Here is a 19507-nt window from a genome sequence, read left to right as displayed (position 1 = left end):
GCGTATACCTGCCGCGTCAAGGACACGGCGGTGCATACTCACCGCACCATGAAGGACACCGTCACGACGACCGGATCGGCGGGTACCGGGGCTCCGGTACCCGCCGCCGTCGTGGCCGTCGTCTCCTGGCTGCTCGCCGTGGCGGCCGTCGTCGTGTTCGTCGCGGCACGACCCGCGCTCGATTCCGACCAGCTGTTCTTCCTCGTCGACGTCGTCGGAGCCGCCGTCTACGGGACGGTCGCCGGGGTGATCCTCGCCCGCCGGGTCCACGCCGTGCCGATCCTGCTGGCCGTCGCGTCGATCGGCGTCGGTGTGGCAGCGATGTCCTACAGCTGGACCCAGCTCGCCCTCGTCCGCCCCGAACTGCCCGTCGGATTCCTCGGTCCGCTGCAGAACACCACCTGGATCCCCGGGACACTCGCGTTGTTCCTGGTGGTGCCGTGGCTCGTCCGCGACCGTCCGGCCGATCCCGTGGTGCGGGCCGGGATCGGCGTCGGCGTCCTGACGATCGCCTGGTTCTTCTGGGCGCGCACCTTCACCGACATCGCCGACATCTGGTTCGTCGGACCCGTTGTGGCCGTGGGTTTCCTGACCGCCGGGCACGTCGAGTGGCGTCGCCGTCACGCCTCGGCGGGCGAACGATCCGGGACGGGATGGCTCGCGCTCGGCAGTGCCCTGATGACAGCCTCGTACATCCCGTTGGCGGTCCCGGACGTGCCGTGGATGCTCACACCGCTGCTCCACCTCGCGACGCAGGCCTTCTATCCCGTCGCGATCCTCGCCGTCGTGCTGCGCCAACGACTCTGGGGCATCGACCTCGCGGTGGGTCGCGCCGCGCTCGCCGGCAGTCTCACCGCCGTGCTCGTCACCTCCTATCTCGCGGTGACGGTCGCGGTGTCGCTGGTGCTCCCGAACGAATCGGTCTTCGCCCAGGCGGTCGCCGCCACCGCCGTCGCCCTGGCCGTGCAGCCGGTGCGGATGTGGCTCGGCCGGAAGGTGCACCGCCTCGTCTACGGCGACGGCGTCGACCCGGCACGCGCCGTCCGGATCCTCGGGCGGCACTTCGCCGGTGCCGATTCGCCCGACCTGCTGTTGGGCGAACTCGTCGCCGGAATCGGTACCGCACTGCGTCTCGAATCGGTCGAGGTGCGCCGCGGCGGCGACGTGATCGCACGCTGGGGGACCGCGACCGGACCCGTCGAGGAGGTTCCGGTCGGTAACGGCGACGCCACCCTCGCCGTCACCGCACCTCCGGGCGAATCGCTCGGGGCACGCAGCCGGCGGGCGCTCACCGAACTCGCGACCGTCGTCGACGCCGGGCTCGTCGTCCTGCGGTCGGCGGAGGACCTCGAAGACGCACGTCGCCGCCTCACCGAGGTGAGACTCGAGGAACGCCGCACCATCCGCCGCGAACTGCACGACGGTCTCGGCCCGTCGCTCGCCGGGGTGCGGCTCGGCCTGCAGGGCGCACGCAATCTCGTCACCACCGACCCGGACGCCGCGGCCGGACTCGTCGACGAACTGCTCCGCGAACTCGATCGGCAAGTCGACGGTGTCCGCGAGCTCTCGCGCAGTCTGCTGCCCCCGGTTCTCGACGAACTCGGCCTCACCGCCGCACTCGATGAACTCGTGATCACCCACGCCCGCGCGGGATTCCGCGTCGACCTGCGGTCCGACCTCCCCGCCGGGATGTCCGGGCCGATCGCGTGGGCCGCCTACGGCATCGCCTCCGAGGCGGTCATCAACGCGCGACGGCATTCCGGTGCCGACGAATGCACGGTGCGGGTCGCGGCGGAGGGCGACGTGCTGGCCCTCGACATCGTCGACGACGGGCGAGGACTCGCGACCGACGCACGAATCGGTGTGGGGACGCAGAGCATGCGGGAACGGGCCCGGGAGGTCGGCGGAACGGTGGGCATCGAACCCGGCGACCCGCGCGGTGTCGTGGTGCGGGCGCGGCTACCCTGGTCCGAATCATGAGCGACAACGGAGCGATACGCGTTGCGGTCGTCGACGACCATCCCGTCTTCCGCCTCGGTATGGCGGCACTGCTGGGCACTCTCGACGGGATCGATGTCGTGTGCCAGGCGAGTTCGGTGGGGGAGGCCCTCGAGGTCGTGATCGGCGATGTCGACGTCGTGCTCATGGACATCGAACTCGGCGACGGATCGGGGATCGACGCGGCCCGCAGCATCCTCCGGAAGTCGCCGGGCACCCGCATCCTGATGGTCACGATGCACGAGGACGAGGACATCCTCATCGCCTCCATCCGTGCCGGTGCCTCGGGTTATCTCGTCAAAGGGGCCGATCCGTCGGGGGTCGAACGGGCGATCCGGGCCGTGGCCGACGGTGAGATGATCGTCGGTGCGGCGGTCGCGGCGAAAGCCCTTGCGGCGGTCGCGAACTCCCGCAACACGTCGGCGGTCTTCCCGTATCTGACCGGACGGGAGCGGGAGATCCTCGACCTCGTGGCCCGCGGACTCGACAACGCCGCGATCTCCCGCCGACTCGTGCTCAGCCAGAAGACGGTGCGCAACCACGTGTCCAACATCCTCGGCAAGATCGGTGCAGCCGACCGGGCGAGCGCGATCGTCCGTGCGAGGGAAGCAGGCCTGGGCGTCGACTGACCTGCTGCTCAGGGAGTGACGGTCGTGACGAACGACATCCGGTCGCCGCGGTAGAGCGACCGGCGATGCTCGATCGGGACGTCGTTCTCGTCGTAGGAGATCCGCTCGAGCAGCAGCATCGGTGTGCGGGTGTCGGCGTCGAGCAGCGCCGCCTCGCGCGCATCCGGCAGCGTGGTCTCGATCCGCTCGACCGCCCGCGCGAACGTGATCCCGTAGGAACGGATCGCGGCGTACAGCGACGACGACGGATCGAGCGTCCGGCGCAGATCCGGAAAGCGGTGTGCGGGAAGGCGCGTGCGTTCGAGTCCGACATGCACTCCGTCGGTGAGCAGGACACGTTCGAGTTCGAGGACGGGATCGCCGGGTTCGAGACCGAGGCGGCAGGCCAGTTCGTCGTCGGCGACGAGGTCGGTCCACGCGACGAGCACACGCCCAGCGCTGCGCCCTTCGAGCAGGGCGGCTTCGGTATAGGAACCGATGACGAGGGGCTGGACGATCTTCGGGCCGGCGACGACGGTGCTGCGGCCCCGACGTTCGATGCGGCCGTCGACGAGCAGTTCTCGCAGTGCCTGGCGGACGGTTTCGCGGGCGACGTCGAACCGGGTGGCGAGATCGCGTTCGGAGGGGACCTGATCTCCCACGCTGAGCTGGTCGAGGAGGCACTCGACCTGGCGGCGCACGATCTGGTGCTTGAGGGTGCGCGCTTCGCGAACGACGGTGGCCACACATCCAGCGTAACCGAATTCCGGTCTACACCAACTGTTTCACCGGGAGTTCGACGAACCGGCCCTAACCCTGCGGTCCCGCGAGCTGTGGGAGGACCTCGGCGCCCGCGTTCCCGACGTCGGTTTCCGCGCGAACGGTTCGCTGACGCTGCCGCGCACCGCCGCCGAGATCGCCGTCGCGGAGGAAGCGGTCGCACGCGACGACGCGCAGCGACGGGGATTCGCCCTGCTCGATGCGGACGAGACGCGCCGCCGTAACCCCGCGCTACGCGGTAACTTCCTCGCGGCACTGCACTGCAGCACGGACGCTGCCGTCGAATCCCGCATCGCGCTCCCGGCGATCCGGCAACATCTCGCCATCTCGGGCCGCTACCGGTTCCTGCTGTCCACAGAGGCCCGGGACGTCTCCCGCAGGGCCCGCGGGACCGTGCAGTGCGCGACGACCACGGCACCGTGCACGAGACCGACCTCGTTCTCGTCTGCCCCGGCGCGACACTCGGTGGCCTCGCCCGCGACCTGCCATTGCGCAGGGTCCGGCTGCAGATGATGCAGACCGCACCGCTCGGCGAAGACCTCACCACGTCGATCGCCGACGGCGACAGCCTGCGCTACTACCCGGGATTCGCCGGTACCGCCCTCGACGAGCTCACCGCCTCCGAGGAGCAACGACCCGTCGCCGCGCAGCATCGCATGCAGTTGCTGTGCGTCCAGCGTCTGCACGGCGGCCTCACCATCGGCGACACCCACGCCTACGACGAACCGTTCGACTTCGACGTCGACGAAGAACCCTACGACCACCTCGTCGCAGTGACGGAGGAGTTCCTCGGCCGCCGACTGCCGCGCGTCGTCCGGCGCTCTGGGCCGGTGTGTACAGCCAGTGCATCGACCCCACGCGCTCGTGCACCGCGCGAAGGCCGACGAAGACGTATGGGTCGTCGCCGGCCCGGGTGGCCGCGGTATGACCCTCGGCCTCTATCTCGGCGAGGAGACCGCCGACCTGCTCGGCCTCTGACATCCCGGAACCGGACGCCCCGATTCGTCGGCCAGGGCGACGTGGGTACCTACTCCGAGTACATCGTGCTACCCGCGGGCGTGACGACCGTGCCCGTCCCGGCCGCGGTGCCCGACGTCGTCGCAGCTCCGGCCTCGTGTGCGACCGCGACGGCTGTCGCGGTGGTTGAGACGGCCGGCGATCTCGACGGCCGCAGGGTCGTGGTGTGCGGTGCCGGGATGCTCGGCGTCACGGCGGTCGCCATGTGTGCCGAAGCCGGCGCCGACGTCATGATCATGGACACCGACCCGCAGCACGCGGCACGCGCCGACCGGTTCGGCGCGGTTCTCGACGACGGTGGTCCTGCCGGTATCGCTCTCGACTTCTCGGGTTCGGCGGATGCGATCGCGTCGCTGGTGTCGCGCCTCGATGTGGGCGGGCGCCTCGTGCTCGCGGGCTCGTCGGCACCCTCGTCCCCCTCGATGCGCTGCGAGAAGTCCTGTATGCGGCGCCGCGCCTTCGGGCGGCGGTGGTCCCGTAAGGGGTTTGCGGACGTTCGGTTCGGTCACGGACACCGATCGCTTCGGTCCTTACGGCCGAGGGGTGCCCGCTTCTACCGTAGGAGAGGTTGGGCACGGCGGCCCTCTGCAGGGCCGTGGGTGCCGTCGCTCCGCAAGCACGGGAAGGAACCTGCGCACTGTGACCACCGAGGCATTCATCTATGAAGCCATCCGAACACCACGCGGCCGAGGCAAGAAGACGGGCTCGTTGCACTCCGTCAAGCCGATCTCCCTGGTTACGGGCCTGATCGACGAGCTGCGTGTTCGATTCCCCGATCTCGACGAGAACCGTATCTCCGACCTGATCCTCGGTGTCGTCAGCCCCGTCGGCGATCAGGGTGCCGACATCGCCCGCACCGCTGTCACCATCGCGAACCTGCCGGCCACCACGGGCGGCGTGCAGATCAACCGGTTCTGCGCGTCGGGCCTCGAGGCCGTCAACATGGCTGCACAGAAGGTCCGCTCCGGCTGGGACGAGCTCGTTCTCGCCGGCGGCGTCGAGTCCATGTCGCGTGTCTCCATGGGCTCCGACGGTGGCGCGTGGATGCTCGATCCCGCCACCAACTACGACAGCTACCTGGTTCCCCAGGGCATTTCCGCCGATCTCATCGCGACCATCGAGGGCTTCACCCGCGAGGACGTCGACGCCTACGCACTGCGTTCGCAGCAGCTCGCGGCGGCAGCCTGGTCGGGCGGCTACTTCTCCAAGTCGGTCGTGCCGGTCAAGGACCAGAACGGCCTGACCATCCTCGATCAGGACGAGCACATGCGTCCGGACACGACCCTCGAGGGTCTGGCCAAGCTGCAGCCGTCGTTCGCGACCATCGGTGAGATGGGCGGCTTCGACGCCGTGGCGCAGCAGAAGTACCACTTCGTCGAGAAGATCGATCACGTCCACCACGGCGGCAACAGCTCGGGCATCGTCGACGGCGCGGCACTCGTGCTCGTCGGTTCCGAGCAGGCCGGCAAGGACCTCGGTCTGACCCCGCGTGCCCGCGTCGTCGCCACGGCCACCTCCGGTGCCGACTCGACGATCATGCTCACCGGCCCCACGCCGGCCGCGCACAAGGTTCTCGCTTCGGCGGGCCTGACGGTCGACGACATCGACCTGTTCGAGATCAACGAGGCGTTCGCCTCCGTCGTCCTGAAGTTCCAGAAGGACCTGAACATCCCGGACGAGAAGCTCAACGTCAACGGCGGCGCCATCGCGATGGGCCACCCGCTCGGCGCCACCGGCGCCATGATCACCGGCACCATGATCGACGAGCTCGAGCGCCGCGGAGCCAAGCGCGCCCTCGTCACCCTGTGCATCGGTGGCGGCATGGGTGTGGCCACCATCATCGAGCGCGTCTGACACCGGAAGGAATTCGAAAAACAGTGAGCGACAACATGATTTCCTGGGATAAGGACGCCGACGGCATCGTTGTGCTGACACTCGACGATCCGAACCAGGGCGCCAACACGATGAACGAGCTGTACAAGGCGTCGATGAAGGCCACCGTCGACCGTCTGTACGAGGAGCAGGACTCCATCACCGGTGTGGTGATCACCTCCGCGAAGAAGACCTTCTTCGCCGGCGGCGACCTGCGCAACATCATCGCGATCGGCCCCGACGACGCGCAGGTCGCGTTCGACGAGGTTCAGGGCATCAAGGCCGACCTGCGTCGTCTCGAGACCCTCGGTAAGCCCGTCGTCGCCGCCATCAACGGCGCGGCTCTCGGTGGCGGCCTCGAAATCGCCCTCGCGACGCATCGCCGCATCGCTGCCGATGTCAAGGGCGTGCAGATCGGTCTGCCCGAGGTCAGCCTCGGCCTGCTCCCCGGTGGCGGTGGCATCACCCGCACCGTGCGCCTGCTCGGCATCCAGACGGCGCTGCTCTCGGTTCTGCTGCAGGGCAACAAGTACAACGCGGTCAAGGCCAAGGAGATCGGCCTGGTCCACGACGTCGTGGGTAGCGTCGAGGAACTCGTTCCGGCCGCCAAGGAATGGATCAAGGCCAACCCCGAGGGCGGCATCCAGCCGTGGGATGTCAAGGGCTACAAGATCCCCGGCGGCACCCCTTCCAGCCCGGCCTTCGCCGCGAACCTTCCGGCCTTCCCCGCGAACCTGCGCAAGCAGATCAAGGGCGCCCCGATGCCGGCTCCGCGCGCCATCATGGCCGCCGCCGTCGAGGGCTCGCAGGTGGACTTCGACAATGCGTCGACCATCGAGTCGCGGTACTTCGTCGAACTCGCCACCGGCCAGGTCGCGAAGAACATGATCCAGGCGTTCTTCTTCGACATGCAGTCCATCAACTCGGGCGCTTCGCGTCCGAAGGACGTGCCGAAGCGCGAGATCAAGAAGATCGGCGTTCTCGGTGCGGGCATGATGGGCGCCGGCATCGCCTACGTCTCCGCCAAGGCCGGCTACGAGGTCGTCCTCAAGGACGTCACCCTCGAGGCCGCCGAGCGTGGCAAGAACTACTCGGAGAAGATCGAGACGAAGGCTCTCTCGCGTGGCAAGACCACCGAGGAGAAGTCGAAGGCTCTGCTCGACCGCATCACGCCGACGGCCGACCCCGCCGACTTCGCGGGCGTCGACTTCGTCATCGAGGCAGTGTTCGAGAACACCGAGCTCAAGCACAAGGTGTTCCAGGAGATCGAAGACATCGTCGATCCCGACGCGCTGCTCGGCTCGAACACCTCGACGCTGCCCATCACCGGTCTCGCGACCGGCGTCAAGCGTCCCGAGGACTTCATCGGTATCCACTTCTTCTCGCCGGTCGACAAGATGCCTCTGGTCGAGATCATCAAGGGTGAGAAGACCTCCGACGAGGCCCTGGCCCGCGTGTTCGACTACACGCTCGCGATCCGCAAGACTCCGATCGTCGTCAACGACAGTCGCGGCTTCTTCACCTCGCGTGTGATCGGCACCTTCGTCAACGAGGCCATCGCCATGCTCGGCGAGGGCATCGAGCCCGCGACCATCGAGCAGGCCGGTTCGCAGGCGGGTTACCCGGCTCCGCCGCTGCAGCTGACCGACGAGCTGAACATGAAGCTCATGCAGAAGATCGCGAAGGAATCCGAGGAGGCCGCCAAGCAGGGCGACACCAAGCTCGGCACCACGCGTCATCCCGCACTCGACGTGGTCGACTGGATGGTCGAGCAGGGTCGTCCGGGTCGTCTCGAGAAGGCCGGCTTCTACGAGTACGACGAGAACGGCAAGCGTCAGGGCATCTGGCAGGGTGTGCGCGATCACTTCAAGACCGAGGCGACCCTCGATGTGCCGCTGCAGGATCTGATCGACCGCATGCTCTTCGCCGAGGCGATCGAGACCCAGAAGTGCTTCGACGAGGGTGTTCTCGAGACCACCGCCGACGCCAACATCGGCTCGATCTTCGGCATCGGCTTCCCGGCCTGGACCGGTGGTGTCGCTCAGTACATCGTCGGCTACCCGGGTGGCAAGGAAGGCTTCGTCAAGCGCGCCGAGGAACTCGCCGCCAAGTACGGCGAGCGCTTCAACCCGCCGGCGTCGCTGCGCAGCTGACGCACACGACGGTTGCACGGAAGGGCTCCCGACGCCACGGCGTCGGGAGCCCTTCCCGTTCGCGCTCTTCTGTTTTCGTGCCGATGGGGTCGGCTAGGCGACCCACCAGGGGCGCAGCGGCGTCTGCGGCTTCTTGTCGTCGCCGAGCTTGACCGCGAGCACCTGGTGCAGCTGGACCACGTTGCGTTCGAAGCCGAGGCGCGAGCCTGCCATGTACAGGCCCCACAGGCGGGCCGTGCCCTCACCGACCTCGGCGACGCAGGCCTGCCAGTGCTTCTCGAGGTACTCGCACCAGCCCTTCAGCGTCAGGGCGTAGTGCTCGCGCAGGTTCTCCTCGTGCATCACCTCGAAGCCGATGTTCTGCGCCTCGGTGATGATGCGACCCGAACCGGTGAGTTCCCCGTCGGGGAAGACGTACCGGTCGATGAACCCGCCGGCCTTGGCGCGGGTGTTGTTGGTCGGCCGGGTGATGCAGTGGTTGAGCAGCAGACCGCCCACCCGCAGTTTGCCGTGGAGGAACCGGAAGTAGGCCGGATAGTTGGCGACACCGATGTGCTCGGTCAGGCCGATCGACGAGATGGCGTCGAATCCTTCCTCGGGCACGTCGCGGTAGTCGGAGTGCCGGACCTCCGCCAGGTCGCTCAGGCCCTCCTCGACGATGGCCTTCTGCGCCCACTCGGCCTGTTCCTTGGAGAGCGTCACGCCGAGGGCCTTCACACCGCGCCGAGCGGCGTAACGCACCATCCCGCCCCAGCCGCAACCGATGTCGAGCAGGCGGTCGCCCGGCTTCAACCGCAGCTTCTCGAAGACCAGACGGTACTTGTTCTCCTGGGCGTCCTCGAGGCTCTGATTCTCGGATTCGAAGACGGCGCAGGTGTACGTCATCGAGGGGCCCAGAACGTACTCGTAGAACTCGTTGGACACGTCGTAGTGGTGATGGATGACCTCGGCGTCGCGCGATTTCGAGTGCCGCAGACCCTCGGCGATGCGGCGCCAGCGCGGCAGGTGCTCCTGCGGCGGCGGTGCGATCGGCTTGAGCAGTTCGGTGCCGAGCGACCGGGCGATCTGCGCGAGGATACGTGCCGGGGGACGCTCGAAGTGCAGGTCGCCGAGCGAGGCGAGCAACTCGTAGGGGTTGCCGGGATGCACTCCCTTCGCCTGGAGATCGCCCGAGATGTACGCCCGTGCCATACCCAGATCGCCGGGGGCCGTGGCGATGTACGTCGCGCCCTTGGGCGACGCGAGATGTAGACCGTAGGGAGAGTCCTCGGGACCGGCCGCCGATCCGTCGTAGGCCGTGAAGCGCAACGGCATGTCGCCGCCGGTCACGATCTCCACGATCTGGGCGAGTGCGAGCTTGTCCTCGGTGGACCGATCGTTCTCGGTCCTGAATATGGTCACTTTCGTTGCACCGCCTTCGAAAACAGGTCCAGTAGACGGGACCGAGGGTCGTATTTCTGCTTGAGAGCGGGGTATTCACCGCCGCCGTAATAGAGCTTCTCGAACTCGTCCTTCGAGTAGTAGGAGTCCGAGTAGAGCGATTTGTGCCCGTCGAGTTCGGCGACCTTCTTCTCGATCAGCCGGTTGGCGGCGCCCTCCTCGGCGCCGGGCACGATGGGAACGGACGACCAGAACCCGACGTTCACATAGGCGCGCTTCGGCTCGAGCGGGTACAGCGGCCAGGGACGCTGGGCGTCCGAGGTGCTCGGACGGCCGGCGTCCGGGGACGACTCGATGTCGCGCAACTTCAAGGGGCACAACCAGATCGGCTCGATGGGAATTTCGTCGAGGAACCACTCGACGAACTCCTGCGTGCGTTCGAGCGGGACCTCGATGTCCTGCACGACGCGCTCGCGGGGTGGATTGCCCTTGCGTGCCTCGATCCGGTCGGCCACCGAATACTTGTGGTCGAGCGCGATGAGCTTCCAGTAGAAACTGCTGCGCAGCAACTGTTTCGGCCACATCCGGCGGATCTTCGGGTTCTGGGCGCCGAAAGCCCGGGAGCACCAGAACCAGTCGGTGTCCCACCGCCACAGATAGTCGCGGATCGTGAGCCGATCCTCCTTGGGTCGGTTGACGGAGACGTGCTGGATCGACCGGTAGTAGATGTCCTGCCCGGTGTAATCGCTGACGGGACCCGGCTCGTCGGTCTGTGTGCCGAGCGTCAGGTAGCTCTCGGTCGCGGAGAAGACGACACCGTCGAGATAGTCGACCGGTGTGCCGTCCCAGGTCCGTTCGTCGACGATCCGCGCGAGGGCGGACTGCAGATCGGCGATCGTGTCGAAACGCAGGTGACGCAGTGCGACGAAACGTTTCACCGGTTCGAGTGCGATGCGCAGGCGCGTGGCGTACCCGAGCGAACCGTACGAGTTGGGGAAGCCGTGGAACAGATCGGCGTGCTCACCCTCCGGGCGGGCCGTGATGATCTCGCCGGACCCGGTCAGGATGTCCATCTCGAGCACGGACTCGTGGGGGAGGCCGTTGCGGAAGGACGTCGACTCGATGCCGAGCCCGGTGACGGCGCCGCCGAGCGTGATCGTCTTCAGCTGCGGGACGACCAACGGTGCGAGGCCGTAGGGCAGGGTCGCGTCGACGAGGTCCTCGTAGGTGCACATGCCGGCGACGTCGGCGGTGCGGGCCTGCGGGTCGACGGAGATGACACCGCCGAGACCGGAGACGTCGAGCCCCGGCGCGTTCGCCGCGGCGCGTGCCCGGAAGAGGTTCGACGTCTTCTTCGCGAGTCGCACGGGCGCGTCGGCCGGTATCGCGCTGTACGAGCGCAGCAGGCGGTCTACACCCTGGCGGTGTACCGCCTCCCCGTACGGGACCTTCACACCTGACGATCTCGGCATCTGCATTCGACTCCTCCGGAGCGGCGCATCAGTGGCACGTCCACAATAGACCCGGCGGTCGCATCCGTCCCGGAACGCGCAGGGCAGGATGGATGCTGTCGTCACAGGCACATTCGAGCCCGCATCAGCGCGGAAGAAGCAGAAGGAGTCGTTCATGGCACAGGTCAGCGCAAGCAGTTCGATCCAGTTGGCGGCAGCTCCCGAGGTGGTGCTCACCGCCCTGGCCGACTACGAGACCGTGCGCCCGCGCATCCTCACCGAGCACTACCGCGACTACCGCGTGATCTCCGGTGGTCGCGGCGACGGCACCGTCGTGCACTGGATCCTCCAGGCCACGGAGAAGCGTCAGCGCGACGTGCAGGCCACCGTGTCGGTGAAGGGCAGTACCGTCACGGAGACGGACGCGAACTCGACGCTCGTGACGACCTACAGCGTCGTGCCGAACGGGACGGGTTCGACGGTCGTCGTGCTCACTCAGTGGAAGGGTGCCGGTGGCGTCAAGGGCTTCTTCGAGAAGACGTTCGCGCCGCTCGGCCTGAAGAAGATCCAGCAGCAGGTGCTCGAGAACCTGAAGAAGGAAGTCGACTGAGCCCGGTTCGGTCGACCTCGGCGTCTGTGTCCACCCCGATGCGCGGCGACTAGGCTGGCATCACAAACGTGCAGAAAGGACGTGCCGTGCAACCCGGTGGTGGAATGCCCGACATGCAGCAACTCCTCGCTCAGGCCCAGCAGATGCAGCAGCAACTCGTCGCTGCGCAGAACGAGATGGCGCAGGCGGAGGTCACCGGCCAGGCCGGCGGTGGCCTCGTGACCGCGACGGTGAAGGGCACGGGCGAGGTCGTGTCCGTGAAGATCGATCCGAAGGTCGTCGACCCCGAGGACGTCGAGACCCTGCAGGATCTGGTGGTCGGTGCGATCGCCGACGCCTCGGCGAAGGCCCAGGAGATCGCGGCCGAGAAGCTCGGTCCGCTCGCGGGTGGGCTCGGCGGCGGAATCCCCGGCCTGCCCGGTTTCTAGAGGTCGGCGTTGTACGAAGGACCGGTACAGGACCTCATCGACGAGCTGGGCAAGCTTCCGGGCGTCGGCCCGAAGAGTGCCCAGCGCATCGCGTTCCATCTGCTCTCGGTCGAGCCGCCCGAGATCGACCGCCTGCAGGCGGCGCTGCAGCGGATCCGCGACGGCGTGCAGTTCTGCGAGGTCTGCGGAACGGTCTCCGACCAGCGGCGTTGCCGCATCTGCTCCGATCCTCGCCGCGACCGCACGGTGATCTGCGTGGTCGAGGAACCGAAGGACGTGCAGGCGATCGAACGCACCCGGGAGTTCCGGGGGCGCTATCACGTCCTCGGTGGTGCGCTCGACCCGCTCAATGGCGTCGGCCCCGACCAGCTGCACATCCGCGAACTGCTCACCCGTATCGGCAACCAGGAGGACGGCGTCGACGTCTCCGAGGTGATCATCGCGACCGACCCCAATACGGAGGGCGAGGCGACGGCCACCTATCTGGTGCGTATGCTGCGCGACTTCCCGGGGCTGAGCGTCACCCGCCTGGCCTCGGGTCTGCCGATGGGCGGCGATCTCGAGTTCGCCGACGAGCTGACGCTCGGACGAGCGTTGTCGGGGAGGCGGGCGATGTGACCGTGCGCAGCACGGAGGCATCGCACCGAGGGGAGCCCGAGAAGCGTCGCCGAACTTCCGACGAGACGAGGAAGTTGATCATCGACGCGGCCGGTAAGGCGTTCGCGACGCGCCCCTACCGCGACATCACCCTCAAGGACATCGCGGAGGAAGCGGGTGTCAGCGCACCGCTGATCATCAAGTACTTCGGTTCGAAGGAGCAGTTGTACGAAGAGCTCGTCGACTTCCAGTACGGCGCGCAGGTGTTGTTCGACGGTCCACTTGAGAGTCTGGGCGAGCGGATGGTGGCGATGCTCGCTCGCCCGCTCGAGCCCTACAAGCCGTTGTCGATGAACATTCTGTTCATGAGCGGGGGCAGCGAGGAGAGTAATCGCATGCTCCGCGACAACTACTCCGCGCAGATGATCGACGCGCTCGCCGCGCGTCTTCCGGGGCCGGATGCCCGTCTCCGGGCCGAGCTGGCGATGTCGGCGGTGATGGGGTTGGCGATCATGCGTCGTCGGATGATGCAGGAACGCGCGACCGGCAGAGTCGAGGATGTGGTGGCGCTGTACGCGCCGCTGGTGCAGCGACTGCTCGACGGAGACGGTTCTTAGCCACAGAAATGACTTTGGTCACTCCCCTTGAGGGTAAATAGCCGTTCACCTAATGTGGTGAACGGCTATTTACCTATTCGGTGAGGAGGGCGTCGATGTCGATCTCGCTCCCTCTGCGCCTGCACGTACCGGGTAGGTACGCCTCCGCTCCGACGCGCTCGGCGTCGGGAGCTGCGGAGAAGAAGCGACGCGACCCGGGGCACCTCGTCTTCCCGGTCCTCGCGGTGGGAGCCGTCTTCCAGGCCATCATGCAGACCGTCATGGTGCCGCTCCTGCCGAGCATGCCGGGCTTCACCGGCGCCGGAACCACCGCCGTCTCGTGGCTGGTGACGAGCACCCTGCTGGTCGGTGCGGTGATGACGCCCATCTTCGGCCGTCTCGCCGACATGATCGGCAAGAAGCGGATGCTGCTCATCGCGTTCTCGCTTATGACACTCGGCTCGTTGATCTGCGCGCTGACCTCGGACATCGGACTGCTCATCGTCGCCCGTGGCCTGCAGGGCGCCGGCGCGGCGGTGCTGCCGATCGGCATGGCGATCCTTCGCGAGGTCCTGCCCCGTGAGCACGTGGAGCGCTCGATCGCGATGCTCAGTTCCACCCTCGGCATCGGCACCGCGGTCGGTATCCCGTTCGCTGCCGCCATCGTCCAGTTCGCCGATTGGCACCTGCTCTTCTGGACCACCGCCGCCATCGGCGCCGGTGTGGCCCTCGCGGCGTGGATCGTCATCCCGGAATCGGACACCCGCACCGGCGGTCGCTTCGACGCCGTGGGTGCCGCCGGCCTGTCCGCCGCCCTGGTGTGCCTGCTCGTGCCCATCACCCAGGGCAGCACGTGGGGCTGGACGAGCCCCGCAGTGCTGCTCTCGTTCGCCGCGTCGGTGCTGCTGTTCGTGCTCTGGGGAGTGCAGCAGCTGCGCAACCGCAACCCGCTCGTCGACCTGCGTGTCTCGGCCCGCCGTTCCGTCCTCGCGCCGCACCTGTCGGCACTGCTCGTCGGGTTCGCCTTCTACGGCAACACCCTCATCACCACACAGTTGCTGCAGGCGCCGTCCGGGCACGGAGCCGGATACGACCTGACCATCCTCCAGGCCGCGGCCTGCCAGCTCGCCGCGAGCTTCGCGATGATGATCTTCGCGATCGTGGCCTCCCGGATCACCGAACGTTTCGGACCCAAGATCACGATCATGACCGGAGCGGTCTTCCTGCTCGCCGGCTACAGCGTCCACGCGGTGCCCGGCAAGCCGCTGTGGCTCGTCGTCGCCGCCATCTTCGTCGCGGCGATCGGCACGTCGCTCGTGTACTGCACGCTGCCGGTGCTCCTCCTCGGCGCGGTGCCGCTGTCGCAGAACGCCGCGGCGAACGGCGTCAACGTCCTGCTCCGCACCGTGGGCAGCACCGTCTGCAGCGCGGTCGTCGCCTCGGTGCTCGCGGCTCACACCCTCGGGGGCGGGCTCGGCATCGGCACCGCGGGCTTCGTGATCGCCTACCTCGTGTGCGCCGGTTGCGCCGTGGTCGTCTTCGTCTCGGGTTTCGCACTCCCGTCGAAGCAGGCCCTGCGGCCCGTCGAGAACTGACCCCGGCCCGCCCTCCCGGAACAGTTACGGCCCTGCACCCCGGTGGTGAAACCGGAATGCGGGGCCGCCCCTCCTGTCCCCCAGGTCTGTCGGTGCGTCAGTGTTCGACGCCCAGATCGTTCGGACGGTAACCGAGGGGGTAACCCGGATACGTCCGGTTGGTGGCGTTGCCCGCCGACAGCGACACGCGTCGCTTCGGCAGTCGCCGCACGAACGCCGACCGTGCCCGCAGCGCGCCCTCGACGATCTCCGTCACCTGCGGTGAGCTCTTCGGGAAACCGAACGCCGACGCCATGCGGTCGTCGATCAGCGCGAAAACGACCTTCTCGATGCCCTTGTTCAGCACCTTCGGGTACCACGACTGGAAGAGGCGCAGCGTGTAGGTGCCGATGGCGTGGTTGTCGTCGCTGTAGGTGAACTTCTCGCGCTCGTATTCGAGCTTGAACCGGTGGAACTCCTGGAACGACTCCGGGATGTCCTTGATGCCCATCCGGATGCCCACCTGGCGGTAGAAGTAGAACGACGCCAGCCGCTCCTTCGGGTGCAGGCGACGCCACCCGTAGCGGTCGATCCAGTCGAGCGGGTCGTACACGAAGGTCGACAGGACGTACAGCATGTCGTCGTTGTCGATCGAGTACTTGCCGTGCATCCGGTTGATGTTGCGCAGCGACTCGCGTCCCCGCTCGGCGTCGTAGCCGTGCTCGACCAGCTCGGCCATCAGCAGCGCCGTGTCGTCGTACCGCTTCTGCGGCCGCTTCTCGAACTCGCCGGTGCGGGCGAGCAACTCCGAGATGCTGGGCACACAGTACGTGCGGAAGAGGGCGAACTCGAGCGACCGCTGGTAGTCCCACGGGAACTCGTAACCGGCGGTGATCCGCACGATGTCCTGGTGCTGCGTGACCGGGTCGAGCTCCTCGATCACCTCGACCCAGCCCATCCGCCCACGCTTCGGGTGCGGGTCCCTGTTCGGGGGTGGGAACGTACCGGCCTTCTCGATGCGTGCCTCGGGCTTCGCGACGACGGCGGCCTTTCGGCTGCGAGTGCGCGGGGGAGTGGTCGTCATCGGCTCACCTTCCGTGCATGAACTGGAGCATCGCTCGCGAGATTTTCAGATCGCGCTCCGGACGCTCGAGGCTCATGAGTTTGAGCGGCGAGCTGAACTTCGCCACCGTGACCGACTTGGGACGGCTGAACTCGCGCAGGCCGTCGGCGCCGTGGATGCGGCCGAAGCCGGACTCGCCGATGCCGCCGAAGGGCAACGAGGCGATGGCGGCGAAGCCGAGCACCGAGTTGACCGACACCATGCCGTTGCGCAGGCGCTCGGCGAGCTGACGGCCTTTCTTCTTGTTGCGCGTGAAGATCGACGCACCGAGACCGTAGTTCGTGCCGTTCGCGCGTTCGACGGCCTCGTCGAGGTCGCGAACCTTGTTGACGACGACCGTCGGGCCGAAGGTCTCCTCGCACACCGCGGCCGAGGTCTCGGGCACGTCGGTGAGGATGACGGGCTCGACGATGCGCTCCTGCACCGAATCGAGTCCGCCGAGGACGGCCTTGCCACCGGACTTCAGGGCGTCCTCGATGTGACTGCGCACGATGTCGACCTGGCGCGGGAGCGTCATAGGGCCGTAGGTGGAGTCCTCGTCGCCGCCCGGCTTCGCGCGCCGGACGGTGGCGGTGAGCTTGTCGAGGAACTCGCGGTAGACAGGCTCCTCGACGTAGATGCGCTCGACGCCCGCGCAGGTCTGGCCGGCGTTGCCGAAGGCGCCGAAGGCGGCGAACTCGACGGCCTCGTCGATGTTCGCGTCGGCCGCGACGATCATCGCGTCCTTGCCGCCGCATTCGGCGACGAGCGGGGTGAGCGACTCGGCGCACACCGCCATGACCTTGCGGGCGGTGGGGCCGGAGCCGGTGAAGGCGACCTTGTCGACACCCGAACGCACGAGCGCCGAACCCGTCTCACCGAGACCGGTGATGACCTGGAAGACCGGCTGGGTGGGGGCGATCGAGTTCCACTTGTCCTCGAGCCACTTCGCAACACCGGGGGTGAGCTCGCTCGGCTTGAAGACGACGGCGTTGCCGGCGGCCAGCGAGTAGGCGATCGAACCCATCGGGGTGTACACGGGGTAGTTCCAGGGGCCGATCACGCCGATGACACCGAGGGGCTTGTACTCGAGGGTTGCGGCCTGGTTGAAGCTCGCGACGCCCGAGGGCACCTTGCGGGGCCTGAGCACCTTCTTGGCGTTCTTGGCCGCCCAGTCGAGGTGCTCGACCGCCAGCATGACTTCGAGGAAGGCGTCGCCGAAGGGCTTACCGGTCTCCTTCGCCACCACCGATGCGAGCGAGGTCGCGTCGGATGCGATGGCCTTCTTGAACTCGAGGAGCCAGTCGCGGCGGCCGCGGAAGCCCTGCGCCTCCCACCAGCGCGCGGCGACGCGGGCGCGCTCGACGGCCGCGCCCACGGCGGCCTCGTCGGCGACCGGATACTCGGCGATCACCTCGCCGTTCCGGGGGTCGAGGCTGGCGAAGGTGTCGGTGCTTGCTGCCGTGGATGCCTTGTCCGAGCTGCTCTTCGCGTTCTTCGGACTGGTGAGGTTCTGGGTCATGTTCGACACTTCCTGGTGAACCACATCACATATATTTGATGTGATAGCTGTAGTGGACATCACATTAGGCGTTCGCGGGACAATTGGACAACCCCCGTGCGCAGTTGTCCGGATTCCTACAGGAGACACGATGGCGGCACCGACACGTAGCCCCGGGACAGCGGCGGATCACGCTGCGGCATCCCGACGTTCGGAGGGGGCCGTACGGCGCCGTCCGCAGCTTTCCGACGAGGTGGCCGGTCACCTCCGCGGCTCGATCATGTCCGGCGTGTTGCGTCCGGGCGACTTCATCCGGCTCGACGAGACCGCCGTCGAACTCGGCGTCAGCGTCACCCCGGTCCGGGAGGCGCTGCTGACGCTGCGCGGGGAGGGGATGGTCGAATCCGCCCCGAATCGCGGCTACCGGGTCTCGCCCCTCACGCGCGGCGACATCGACGACATCTTCTGGCTGCAGGGGCAGATCGCCGTCGAGCTCGCGCTCCGAGCGGCCGACCGTGCCACGCCGGCCGACCTCGAGCGTCTGGCCGAACTCAACGAGAGGCTGCGCAGGCTCGTCGTTGCCCCGGAGGGAGTGACACCCGACATCGAGCGGATCGCCGACGCGGAGTTCGACTTCCATCGCGAGCTCAACCGCATCGCCGACAGCCCCAAGCTCGCGTGGTTCCTCAACACCGCCGCGCGCACGATTCCGTACCGCCTCTACGCGCGCGACGCCGAGTGGGGAACGCTCGCCATCCGATCGCACACGAAGCTGATCGAGGCGATCGCCGCGCAGGACCACAGCGAGGTGATCACGCAGACGCTGGTGCAGTTCGAGGACGCGGCCGCGCGTCTGGTCGTCCACCGCGAGCGAGCGGGTGTCGATTCGCCTCCCGGATAGGCACTTGCATATCTGAGTACGGGTGTGAACAATTTGTATGACAGTGCTGCACCAGTGCTTTCACCGTCAGGAGACCTCCGATGACGACCCACGCCGAAGAGCGCGTCCCCACCGTCACCACCGACGAACCGGTGGCGACCCCCGCTCCGCTTCCGGCGGGCTCGGTCGAACTGGCCGACTTCGTCGGAGAGTCGATGCTCCTGCTCGGCGCCGGCGCGACGGTCCTCCTGCAGCTGGCATCGCGCGGTGTCGGGCACGGCGTCGCCGATCACAGCACCACCCTGCAGCGGCCGCTCGACCGGTTGCGCACCACGATGACCTACGTCTACGCGGTCACGCTCGGTACTCCCGAGGAGAAGAAGCAGATCGTCCGGATGGTCAACAAGGCGCACGTCCCGGTGCGCTCGGAGACCTACAACGCCTTCGATCCCGAACTCCAGTTGTGGGTCGCCGCAACGCTGTACCGTAACGGTGTCGACATGTACCGGCGGATGTTCGGGCCTGTCACCGATGCCGACATCGAATGCATCTACCGCCAGTCCGCGGTCTACGGCACGGCCCTGCAGGTCGAGGACGACATGTGGCCGAAGACGCGGGAGGAGTTCGACAGGTACTGGGACGAGATGATCGCGACCTTCGAGGTCGACCGGAAGGTGCGTTCGTTCACCCGCGATCTCCTCACCGGCGGTGACGCCCCGCTTCCCGTTCGCGCCCTCGTGCCGCTGCAGCGCTTCATGACGATCGGTCTTCTCCCGCAACGCATGCGCGACGAATTCGCGCTGCCGTGGAGCCCGCGCGACCAGCGGCGCTTCGACCTGTTCTGGAAGGTGGTCCCGCCGATCTACCGCGCGGTGCCCAGGCCGATCCGACAGCTGTCGGCCACCTACTACCTCAACGACATGCGCCGCCGGATGAAGGCGCACGGACACGTCATCTGAG

General features: G+C 67.5%; 17 protein-coding genes and 1 pseudogene. 13 read left to right on the top strand and 5 right to left on the bottom strand.

Features of this window, described 5'->3' with window-relative positions:
• Positions 1 to 48: 48 nt before the first annotated feature.
• Positions 49 to 1980, top strand: coding sequence for a sensor histidine kinase (locus BLV31_RS00850; protein WP_064061165.1), 1932 nt, complete (start codon positions 49 to 51; stop codon positions 1978 to 1980).
• The gene (locus BLV31_RS00845) at positions 1977 to 2627 is read left to right on the top strand and encodes a response regulator (protein WP_033097928.1); all 651 of its coding nucleotides are present in this window, start codon (positions 1977 to 1979) and stop codon (positions 2625 to 2627) included. Before BLV31_RS00850 ends, BLV31_RS00845 begins: the two co-directional genes overlap by 4 nt.
• 8 nt (positions 2628 to 2635) lie before the next feature.
• On the opposite strand, the gene BLV31_RS00840 is transcribed toward BLV31_RS00845, so the two are convergent.
• Positions 2636 to 3352, bottom strand: a complete 717-nt coding sequence (locus BLV31_RS00840) for a GntR family transcriptional regulator (RefSeq protein WP_006552480.1) — start codon at positions 3350 to 3352, stop codon at positions 2636 to 2638.
• Between the two features lie 16 nt (positions 3353 to 3368).
• On the opposite strand from BLV31_RS00840, the pseudogene BLV31_RS00835 reads away from it, so the two are divergent.
• The 4 genes and pseudogenes from BLV31_RS00835 to BLV31_RS00820 all read left to right on the top strand — a co-directional run.
• Positions 3369 to 4364 (top strand): annotated as a pseudogene (locus BLV31_RS00835) (FAD-dependent oxidoreductase); the annotation flags it as partial.
• 41 nt (positions 4365 to 4405) lie between these two features.
• Positions 4406 to 5068 carry a hypothetical protein gene (locus tag BLV31_RS00830; RefSeq protein WP_064061164.1) on the top strand — a complete coding sequence of 221 codons (663 nt, stop codon included), beginning with the start codon at positions 4406 to 4408 and terminating at the stop codon, positions 5066 to 5068.
• Positions 5043 to 6257 (top strand): acetyl-CoA C-acetyltransferase, encoded by a 1215-nt coding sequence (locus BLV31_RS00825; RefSeq protein WP_006552477.1) that lies wholly within the window; start codon positions 5043 to 5045, stop codon positions 6255 to 6257. The genes BLV31_RS00830 and BLV31_RS00825 overlap by 26 nt, the downstream gene beginning before the upstream one ends.
• Before the next feature lie 23 nt (positions 6258 to 6280).
• Positions 6281 to 8428 (top strand): 3-hydroxyacyl-CoA dehydrogenase NAD-binding domain-containing protein, encoded by a 2148-nt coding sequence (locus BLV31_RS00820; protein WP_019290266.1) that lies wholly within the window; start codon positions 6281 to 6283, stop codon positions 8426 to 8428.
• 93 nt (positions 8429 to 8521) lie between these two features.
• Here BLV31_RS00820 and BLV31_RS00815 read toward each other — a convergent pair whose 3' ends face one another.
• Both BLV31_RS00815 and BLV31_RS00810 read right to left on the bottom strand, forming a co-directional pair.
• Positions 8522 to 9829, bottom strand: coding sequence for a class I SAM-dependent methyltransferase (locus BLV31_RS00815; RefSeq protein ID WP_019290265.1), 1308 nt, complete (start codon positions 9827 to 9829; stop codon positions 8522 to 8524).
• Positions 9826 to 11286, bottom strand: coding sequence for an FAD-binding oxidoreductase (locus BLV31_RS00810; RefSeq protein ID WP_033097925.1), 1461 nt, complete (start codon positions 11284 to 11286; stop codon positions 9826 to 9828). The genes BLV31_RS00815 and BLV31_RS00810 overlap by 4 nt, the downstream gene beginning before the upstream one ends.
• Positions 11287 to 11434: 148 nt before the next feature.
• On the opposite strand from BLV31_RS00810, the gene BLV31_RS00805 reads away from it, so the two are divergent.
• The 5 genes from BLV31_RS00805 to BLV31_RS00785 all read left to right on the top strand — a co-directional run bounded on the left by BLV31_RS00805 (position 11435) and on the right by BLV31_RS00785 (position 15085).
• Positions 11435 to 11869, top strand: a complete 435-nt coding sequence (locus BLV31_RS00805; RefSeq protein ID WP_006552473.1) for an SRPBCC family protein — start codon at positions 11435 to 11437, stop codon at positions 11867 to 11869.
• A 104-nt stretch (positions 11870 to 11973) separates the two neighbouring features.
• A complete protein-coding gene (locus tag BLV31_RS00800) occupies positions 11974 to 12297 on the top strand; it encodes a YbaB/EbfC family nucleoid-associated protein (RefSeq protein WP_019290262.1) in 324 nt (107 codons plus the stop codon).
• Positions 12298 to 12306: 9 nt separating this feature from the next.
• On the top strand, positions 12307 to 12915 hold the full coding sequence (gene recR, locus BLV31_RS00795) for a recombination mediator RecR (protein WP_019290261.1): 609 nt from the start codon (positions 12307 to 12309) through the stop codon (positions 12913 to 12915).
• On the top strand, positions 12912 to 13511 hold the full coding sequence (locus tag BLV31_RS00790; protein ID WP_064061163.1) for a TetR/AcrR family transcriptional regulator: 600 nt from the start codon (positions 12912 to 12914) through the stop codon (positions 13509 to 13511). The genes recR and BLV31_RS00790 overlap by 4 nt, the downstream gene beginning before the upstream one ends.
• 95 nt (positions 13512 to 13606) lie before the next feature.
• Positions 13607 to 15085 carry an MFS transporter gene (locus BLV31_RS00785; protein WP_064061162.1) on the top strand — a complete coding sequence of 493 codons (1479 nt, stop codon included), beginning with the start codon at positions 13607 to 13609 and terminating at the stop codon, positions 15083 to 15085.
• Between the two features lie 97 nt (positions 15086 to 15182).
• Here the strand turns inward: BLV31_RS00785 and BLV31_RS00780 are convergent, their stop codons facing one another.
• Together BLV31_RS00780 and BLV31_RS00775 are read right to left on the bottom strand one after the other, a co-directional pair.
• Complete coding sequence (locus BLV31_RS00780) at positions 15183 to 16148, bottom strand: oxygenase MpaB family protein (RefSeq protein ID WP_006552468.1); 966 nt, start codon at positions 16146 to 16148, stop codon at positions 15183 to 15185.
• Between the two features lie 4 nt (positions 16149 to 16152).
• On the bottom strand, positions 16153 to 17688 hold the full coding sequence (locus BLV31_RS00775) for an aldehyde dehydrogenase family protein (protein ID WP_064061161.1): 1536 nt from the start codon (positions 17686 to 17688) through the stop codon (positions 16153 to 16155).
• 130 nt (positions 17689 to 17818) lie between these two features.
• On the opposite strand from BLV31_RS00775, the gene BLV31_RS00770 reads away from it, so the two are divergent.
• Positions 17819 to 18568: a GntR family transcriptional regulator gene (locus tag BLV31_RS00770; protein ID WP_162836420.1), complete on the top strand. Its 750-nt coding sequence runs from the start codon at positions 17819 to 17821 to the stop codon at positions 18566 to 18568.
• Between the two features lie 80 nt (positions 18569 to 18648).
• Positions 18649 to 19506, top strand: coding sequence for an oxygenase MpaB family protein (locus tag BLV31_RS00765; RefSeq protein WP_064061160.1), 858 nt, complete (start codon positions 18649 to 18651; stop codon positions 19504 to 19506).
• Position 19507: the final 1 nt, after the last annotated feature.

The sequence above is a fragment of the Rhodococcus pyridinivorans genome (assembly GCF_900105195.1).
In the GTDB taxonomy this organism is placed as follows: domain Bacteria; phylum Actinomycetota; class Actinomycetes; order Mycobacteriales; family Mycobacteriaceae; genus Rhodococcus; species Rhodococcus pyridinivorans.
Note: the sequence above shows the minus strand (reverse complement) of the source record. Positions and strands in the feature narration are given on the sequence as shown.